Raw genomic sequence first — 7,855 nt, 5'->3', positions numbered from 1 at the left:
GGGCAGGGGGGCGCGAAGGTTGGCACCCGACTTGCTCATGTACCTGGCAACACGGCGAGGTCGCAGCGGGCCTGAGCAACACCGCGCGACACCGTCACCCTGGTAGGGGGTTCCATTGGGGAACCCTCGACGCCCATCGTCTCGGCCGGCCCCGAGGCGGTGGGCGACTTTTTTTCGCTACTCCAGCTCGCCCGCGAACGGGCCTGCCTGCTGCTTCTCCAGCAACCAGACGCCGTCCCGGAAGACGAACTCCGAGGTGACGGTGTCGGTCTGTTCGGAGGCGGAGGGCAGGCGCATCCACTGGATGCGGCTTTGGACGGTGGCGCGCTTGCCGTCCTCGGCCATCTTCACGTCCTCGATTTCGTAGTCGGTGATGGTGAGGTCGCGGTCGTCGTGCAGCTCGCGGCGCTTGCGCTCGAAGTCCGGGCGCTCCTCGGGGACGAGGAGGTTGGACAGGGCGCGGTAGTTGCGCCAGCGCAGGTTCTTGTGGAAGCCCTCCACGGCGGGGCGGAGCGTCTCCGGGTCCCCGGGGGGCGGCGTGTGGGCACAGGCCCCACCGAGGAGCAGGGCGAACATCAGGGCAGGCAGGCGGTTCACGTGCGCGACGCTACCACCCGCCGCGTGCGTGGAACGAGGGCGGTGCTATGGTCCGCACTCCCCGCCCGAGCACCGGAGTCGCGACTCAACATGGCCAAGTCGATGGTGGAGCGCTACGAGCAGCTCCTCCGGCAGGACCCGACCTCTTCCGTCTTCGTGGAGTTGGCGAAGGCGCTCTTGGAGAAGGGAGATGCGGCGCGCACGATTGAAGTGTGCACCCAGGGCGTCACCCACCACCCCACGTCCACCGTGGGACGGGTGTTGTGGGGCAAGGCGCTCATCCACCTGGGCCGGCCCGCGGAGGCGATGGAGCAGTTCGATCAGGCCATCGCCATCGAGAAGGACAACCCCTACGCCTACAACCTCATTGGCGAGGTGCTGTTGCAGCGCGGGTTGTTCCGCTCGGCGCTGCCCATCCTTCGCAAGGCCGTGGCGCTCCAGCCCAACAACGGGCGCGTGAAGCAGTGGTTGGATCAGGCCCAGCAGGCGCTGTCCGGCGGGCCCGCGCCCATCTTCGCGGACCTGGGCACGCTCGTGGTCCCGGCGGCGACGCCGGACGACGACGAAGCTCCGGCGCCGGCAGCCGAAGCCCAGCCGTCCGCGTTCGATGCGCGCGCCGCCGCGGCCGCGGGGCTGGAGCCGCGTCGGGCCCGGACGGAGACGCCCGCGGGCGGTTCGCAGAGCGCCGCGTCCGGGACGGTCCCGGCGGCGGGTGCTTCCGTCGGTGAGACGGACGCGCGCGCTTCGGCGGGCTCCGCTCCGGATGGGATGGGGACCGGCTCCCCTGAAGCCCAGGCTTCCGGACGCGAAGCCCAGGATGGGGCTCCGACCGATGGGGCCTCGGAGCAGGCCTCGGGACAAGAGGCTCAGGACGGGGCTCAGTCTTCCGGGCGCGAGGCGCAGGGGGAGGAGTCCCCGGCTTCCGGTCTTGAGTCCCGGGATGGGGCCTCGGATCAGCCTTCGGCGGATGAGGCTCAGGGTGTCCCGGCGGATCCGGGGTCCAGTCGCGCGGCGCAGGCAGGGGCCGACGCTCGGGGCTCCGGGCCTCAAGAGGGCCCGCCGGCGCAGGCTTCGGGCTCTGGTCGTGGACGCTCGTCGGGAATGCTCGCGGACCTCCCGGATGCTCCGGACGACGCGCCTTCTTCGTCGCAGGGTGGCGGATTGCTCGGGAACCTTCCGGGCCCAGAGGCGGCGCGGCCCCGGGCTCCTGCTCCGGTGGCTCCTGCCGCGACGGCGGCGGGCGGCAAGCGCTCGCTGCTGGACGACATCCCGGATGCCACGGAGCTGGCGGCGGCGACCGCTCGCAACAAGGCGGCGGCGAACGCGAAGGACACGGAGGCGCTCGCCGCGAAGTACGAGCGCGAGATGCACGAGAAGATCGCCAAGGAGCGGGCGAAGCAGTCCCTCCTGGAGCGCTATGGCACGAAGACCGTGGCCCTCTTCGTCGCGATCATCTTCCTGGGCGCGAGCGCGGGCTTCTTCCTGCTCTACCGCTCCCGCCAGGGCGGCCAGACGCTGTCGGAGACGCTGGAGCTGGCCCGGCGCGCGGTGGCTCAGGACACGGGCGCGTCGCTGGACGAAGCGCTCCGGCAGCTCGCCCGCGCGCGCGACATGGACGAATCCAGCGCGCAGGGCTGGGCCCTCACGGCCTACGCGCACGCGCTGCGCTACCAGGACCACGGTGGTGCTTCCGAGGACCGGCGGCAGGCGCTGGAGGCCCTGGAGAAGCCGGGCGTGAAGGACGGCTTCGCTGGACTGGTGCTCGCCACCAACGAGCTGGTGGCGGACGAGCGGGGCCGTGAGTCGACGCGCCGCGCGCTGCTCGCCTCCCAGGACGATGTGACGGAGGTGCACGCGCTCGCGGGCAGCCTGCTGCTGGTGGCCAAGGACGAGAAGATGGCCCTGGACCGCTTCGACCGCGCGCTCAAGGCCTCGCCGGGCAACGTCCGCGCACTGGTGTCACTGGGCGGCTACTACCTGGCCTCCGAGGACTTCGCCCAGGCGCTGGAGATGTTCAAGCGCGCTCGCGAGGCCTCCAAGGAGCACCCGGCCGCCCGCATCGGCATGGCGGAGAGCCGGCTCGCGCTGGAGCAGGAGCTGGACGCGGCCCTGTCGGACGTGGCGCCGCTGGCGAAGGATCCGAAGCTGCCCCCCGCGCTCAAGCCCCGCCAGCAGTTGGTGCACGGCGAGCTGCTGTCCGCGCTGGGTCGGTACGAGGAGGCACGCGCGCTGCTCGCCCAGGGCACGCAGGGGCCGCTGGCCATGGACTTCCAACTGGCGCTCGGGGCCGCGGGTCGCTCCGCCGGCAAGCTGGAGGCCGCGCAGCAGGCCTACGAGGCCGCGTTGAAGCTGCAGCCCAAGAGCGAGGCCGCGAAGGAGGGCCTGGGGCGCACGCTGCTGGACCGCGACCGCGAGCGCGAGGCGTTGCAGCGGCTGGAGGCCGATGGTGGCCGCAAGGTTTCGATGGTGCGGGGCGCGGCGTACGCGCGGCTCGGAGACTGGAAGAAGGCGCGCGTGGAGCTGGCCCGCACGCGCGTGAACGATCGCTATCCGCCGGAGGCCGTCGCGGTGCTGGCGCTGGCGGACGCGAACGAAGGCAACGGCGCCCAGGCGCGCGAGGTGCTGGAGAAGGCGCTGGCCAAGCGTCCGCGCACCGACCTGCGCGTGGCGCTGGGGCAGGTGTACTGGCGCGAGCGCGCGCTCGACAAGGCGCAGGCCCAGTTCGACGAGGCGCTGAAGGATCCCCGCGACTACGAAGGCGCGTGCTCCCTGGGGCGGCTGCTCCTGGCGCGCGGCCTGCCGGACATGGCCCTCAAGCCGCTGACGCAGGCGGTGGAGCGCAACGGCGCGCATGGCGAGTCCCGCGATGCCCTGGGCCGCGTGCTCCTGGCGCTGGGCCGGACGCCAGAAGCGCTGAAGCAGTTCGAGGCGTGGCAGTTGGACAATCCGGGCAGCGCGGCGGCGCAGAAGGGCTTCGCGCTGGCGCTGTACCAGTCCGGCCGTCGCAAGGAGGCCGAAGGGGCGGCGGGCCGCGCGGTGAAGCTCGCGCCGGACGACGCGGAAGGGCAGCGGCTGCGCGCGGCGCTCCTGTTCAGCAACGGCGATGCGAAGGGCGGCTTCTCCGCGCTGGAGCGCGCCAACAAGCTGGACTCCAAGGATCCCAACACCTTCTGTGAAATCGCCCAGGCGTTCCTGCGCCAGGGCCAGGTGGAGAGCGCGGACGCGGCCTTCGCGGCGGCGCGGCGCGAAGGGCCTGACGCGACGTGCGGCCGCGTGGGCGAGCTGTACGCGCAGCTTCCCGGCGGAGGCCGTGGGGCGTCGCGCACGCTGCAGGACCTGGCCGACCGGGCGCCCACCGTCTGGGACAAGGCCTTCGCCCAGATGACGCTGGCGCGGGTGCTGCTGGGCGCGAACCTGGTGAAGGAGGCTCGGGTCGCGGCCGACGAGGCCGTGAAGCTGGCCCCCTTCAACGGCCGGGCGTACCTGGCGCTGGGCCTGGTGGCCTTCAAGCAGCGGCAGGAGGCTCCCGCGCGCGAGGCGCTGGCCAAGGCGGTGGAGCTGGAGCCCACCGACGGCATGGCGCACCTGGCGCTGGCGGACGTCCTGGCGCGCGAGACGGCGGAGCTGCCCCGGGCGGTGGAGTCCTACGAGGCCTTCCTGCGACTCGCCGGAGACTCTCCGGATGCGAAGCGCGTGAAGAAGTCCCTTCCGCTCCTCAAGCGCCGGGCGTCGAGATAGCGTGAACGACGTGCGCGAGCGGCCCCCGTCTTCACCCCTGCTGCAGGTCATGTGGGGCAACGCCTTCCTGCTGTCGGTGCTCTACCTGCTGGTGGGCATCGTCGTGGAGCTCCTCCGGCGGAGGTCCAGCTCGCCGACGGTCGCGCGCCTGTCCATGGCGCTCGACTCCCTGCCGGCGCGGGCGCTGGAGGTGGTGCACGGCCTGGAGCCGCTGCGCGCGGCGTACTTCGACGGTCGCATCTCCGACCTGGGCGTGCGCGTCCTCTTCGGCATCGTCACCGTGGCGGTCATCTTCCTGCTCGCGCTGGTGGTGGGCGCCATCATGGCCGTGCTGCGCTGGGCCGTCCTGCGCGCCGCCAGCAGCAAGGGCGGTCCTCCCCAGTCCTGACGGCCCGGGGCCCGACGACGGGCCTCAGGGGCGGCGCAGCTTCGACTTGCGCACGCGCGGAGGCACGGGCGAGACCTGCGGCTCATGGCCCGCGGCGCGCGCCATCAGGCAGATCTCCACCACCTTGGGGCCGAAGCGCTCCCAGCGGCTCTCCCCGGTGCCCTTCACCGCGAGGAAGGACTCCCGGTCCACCGGCAGTTCGGCGGAGATGCCCAGGAGCGTCGCGTCGTTGAAGATGATGAAGGGCGCGACCCCCAGGTCCTTCGCCAGGTCCTTGCGCCAGCGACGCAGCTCCGTGGAGGCCAGCTCGCTGTAGACCCGCACCGGAGCTCCGGACACGCCGGAGGCGGGGGGCGCGGTGCGCGAGGACGATCCGGACGGCTTGGGCATCATGCTGCCCGCGCACCGGTCGCACGTCCCGCACACCGTCGCCGCGTCCGCCTGCCCGAAGTAGTTCAGGATGAACGCGCGCCGGCACTTCGGCGTGTACGCGTAGTCCGTCATCCGCTTGAGCATCAGCAGGTTGTGCCGCTCCTGCGTGCGGACCCGGCTCAGGTCCACGCTCAGCTCGCGGAACGGGACGCGCTCCAGCGCGCGGATGGAGCGCCCCGCGAACGGCTTGCGCACCCACACCACGCCCGCCTTCTCCAGGAGACCCAGCGCGTGCCGGACCTCCTCCTCCGACAGCGCCGTGCGCCGCGCGAGGATGGGCAACTCCGTGGTGGCCTGACGCCCCACCGGGAAGGTCTCCAGCAGCGAGCGCAAGAGCCGCTGGGTCTCCGCCGCATGCGGCTGGGCCGTGGGCGCCTTGTCGGTCAGCGTCAGTCCGTACTCGCCCTCGCCGCGACCGCCGCGCTCCAGCTTGCCCTCGCGCTCGAAGATTTTCAGCGCGGCGGAGACCTCGAACTCGCTGGCCCCCACCATGCCCGCCAGCGCGTGCACGCCCCGGTCGAACTCCTCCACGCCCTGGAGCGCCGACCACACGTCCGACAGCACGGACTCGGACGGGTGGCTGCCCTCGATGAGGCGCTCCTGCGTGTACACGTCCGCATGGTTGAACAGCAGCACCGCCGTGGCGGGGTTTCCGTCCCGGCCCGCGCGGCCGATCTCCTGGTAGTACGCTTCCACCGCCCGGGGGATGTTGGCGTGCGCGACGAAGCGGATGTCCGACTTGTCGATGCCCATGCCGAAGGCGTTGGTGGCCACCGCCACCGCTTCCTTCGCGGACATGAAGTCCTCCTGCGCGCGGCGGCGGGCGTCGTCCTCCATGCCCGCGTGGTACAGCACCGCGCGCACCTTGCGTGTCACGAGCGCGGAGTGCATTCCTTCCGCAGCCTTGCGCGTGGAGCAGTAGATGATGCCGCTGCCGCCCTTCGCCGCCAACTGCGCGCAGGCCTGCCGGCGCTCCTCGTCCCCGTTGACGTTCACCACGTCGAGGAAGAGGTTGGGCCGGTCGAAGCCCTGGGCGAACACCCTCGGCTCCTTCATCAACAACACGCGGACGATGTCGTCGCGCACTTCCGGCGTCGCCGTGGCGGTGAGGGCCACCGTGCGCGGGGGACGCAGCCGCTTGCGCACCTGTCCCAAGAGCGCGTAGTCCGGCCGGAAGTCGTGGCCCCACTGGGAGATGCAGTGCGCCTCGTCCACGGCGAACAGCTCCACGCCCAGCTCGGAGATGAGCTCCAGGAAGCTTCCGCTGCGGAAGCGCTCCGGCGCGACGTAGAGCAGCTTGTACTCGCGGGCGCGCAGCTTGCGCAGGCGCTCCGCCCGCTCCAGGTCCGACAGCGACGAATTGATGAAGGTGGCCGGGATGCCCTTCGCGGTGAGCTGCTCCACCTGGTCCTTCATCAGCGCGATGAGCGGCGACACCACCAGCGTGATGCCCGGCAGGAGCAGCGCGGGCAGTTGGTAGCACAGGCTCTTGCCCGCGCCCGTGGGCATCACCACCACGGTGTTGCGGCCACTGAGCACCGAATTGATGACGGGGGCCTGGCCGGGACGGAACTCCGACAGGCCGAAGTACCGCACCAGTCCCCGCTGGGCATCTTCGAGGAAGGGCAGGGACTCCAGCATCGCGCGCATGTTCATCATCCTGGGTCGGCCGTCAACGCCTATCCCTGTCGTGGGCACCGGCGCCCCACCTCACAGCTCGAGCCCCGGAGGAAGAGGAACCGCCAGCGCCGCCCGTTTCCGCGCCACCTCCCGCCGCAGTTCTTCCGTCCGCTCCAGGTCCAGGCGGCCGTCCACGATGACGTCCCCCTCACGCGCACCCGGCGGCAGCCTCCATCGCTCCACCGTGCATGCCTGCCCGCTCTCGCTCCGCACCACCCGGGCCCGCGAGCCCTCCAGCATCTCCACCTGCACGGGGCTGGCGCCCACCCCCAGCAGCACCCCGGCCGTCATCACCAACCCCCGCCCGGCGTGCCGCACTTGCGTCGCCCCTCCCGCTCGCTGTCCGGCAGCAAGCCGCGCTCCAGCATGGACACGTAGGCGCCGTCCCCCACGACGACGTGGTCCAGCAGCTTCACGCCCAGGAGCCCCGCCGCGCGCGCCAGGTGTTCGGTGAGGCCCACGTCCTGGACGCTGGGTTCGGGGTCCCCCGAGGGGTGGTTGTGCGCGAGCACGATGGCCGTGGCCCGCGCGGACAGCGCCGCGGCGAACACCTCCCGGGGATCCACCGGGCACGCGCTCAGCGTCCCTTCCGCCACCCGGGCGTCATGCACCAGCACGTTGCGCGGGTTGAAGCACAGCACGTGGAACACCTCGCGCCGGAGCGCACCCAGCGTGGGCGTCAGGTACGCGTGGATGTCCTTCGGCGTGCGCAGCCTGGGACGGCGTTCCGGGGAGCGCTGCGCGCGCCGTCCCAGCTCCAGCGCCGCCAGGAGCCGCGACGTCCGGGCCGGGCCCACGCCCCTCCGCGCGCACAGCGTCCGCGGATCCTCCTGCACCAGCGCCTTGAGCCCACCCCGCGTCAGGCCCGCGTCCTGGAGGGCCGTGCTCCTGGGCCCCTCCGTCCACAGCAATCCCAGCAACTCCAGGTCGGTGAGGGCCTCCGCGCCCAGCCGGAAAAGGCGCTCGCGCGCGTCCTCCGTGAGGGCCCTCACCGACCCGCCGCCCGTGGATGCCCCATCC

6 protein-coding genes are annotated in these 7,855 nt (G+C 72.1%); 2 read left to right on the top strand and 4 right to left on the bottom strand.

Features of this window, described 5'->3' with window-relative positions:
- Positions 1–177: 177 nt before the first annotated feature.
- Entirely contained in the window at positions 178–597 is a 420-nt protein-coding gene (locus D7V88_RS43980; protein WP_208726688.1) for a hypothetical protein, read from the bottom strand.
- Positions 598–687: 90 nt separating this feature from the next.
- On the opposite strand from D7V88_RS43980, the gene D7V88_RS35975 reads away from it, so the two are divergent.
- Both D7V88_RS35975 and D7V88_RS35970 read left to right on the top strand, forming a co-directional pair.
- Positions 688–4,335 carry a tetratricopeptide repeat protein gene (locus D7V88_RS35975; protein ID WP_208726687.1) on the top strand — a complete coding sequence of 1,216 codons (3,648 nt, stop codon included), beginning with the start codon at positions 688–690 and terminating at the stop codon, positions 4,333–4,335.
- 1 nt (position 4,336) lies between these two features.
- Positions 4,337–4,723, top strand: a complete 387-nt coding sequence (locus D7V88_RS35970; protein ID WP_341870747.1) for a hypothetical protein — start codon at positions 4,337–4,339, stop codon at positions 4,721–4,723.
- A gap of 24 nt (positions 4,724–4,747) precedes the next feature.
- On the opposite strand, the gene D7V88_RS35965 is transcribed toward D7V88_RS35970, so the two are convergent.
- The 3 genes from D7V88_RS35965 to radC form a co-directional block, all read right to left on the bottom strand.
- Positions 4,748–6,805, bottom strand: a complete 2,058-nt coding sequence (locus D7V88_RS35965) for a RecQ family ATP-dependent DNA helicase (protein WP_372241156.1) — start codon at positions 6,803–6,805, stop codon at positions 4,748–4,750.
- Between the two features lie 60 nt (positions 6,806–6,865).
- Positions 6,866–7,126: a DUF3006 family protein gene (locus D7V88_RS35960; RefSeq protein WP_120545111.1), complete on the bottom strand. Its 261-nt coding sequence runs from the start codon at positions 7,124–7,126 to the stop codon at positions 6,866–6,868.
- The coding region (gene radC, locus D7V88_RS35955) for a RadC family protein (protein WP_372241155.1) at positions 7,126–7,855 on the bottom strand (730 nt) is incomplete at its 5' end. The genes radC and D7V88_RS35960, both read right to left, overlap by 1 nt.

It is taken from the genome of Corallococcus terminator, assembly GCF_003611635.1.
In the GTDB taxonomy this organism is placed as follows: Bacteria; Myxococcota; Myxococcia; order Myxococcales; family Myxococcaceae; genus Corallococcus; species Corallococcus terminator.
Note: the sequence above shows the minus strand (reverse complement) of the source record. Positions and strands in the feature narration are given on the sequence as shown.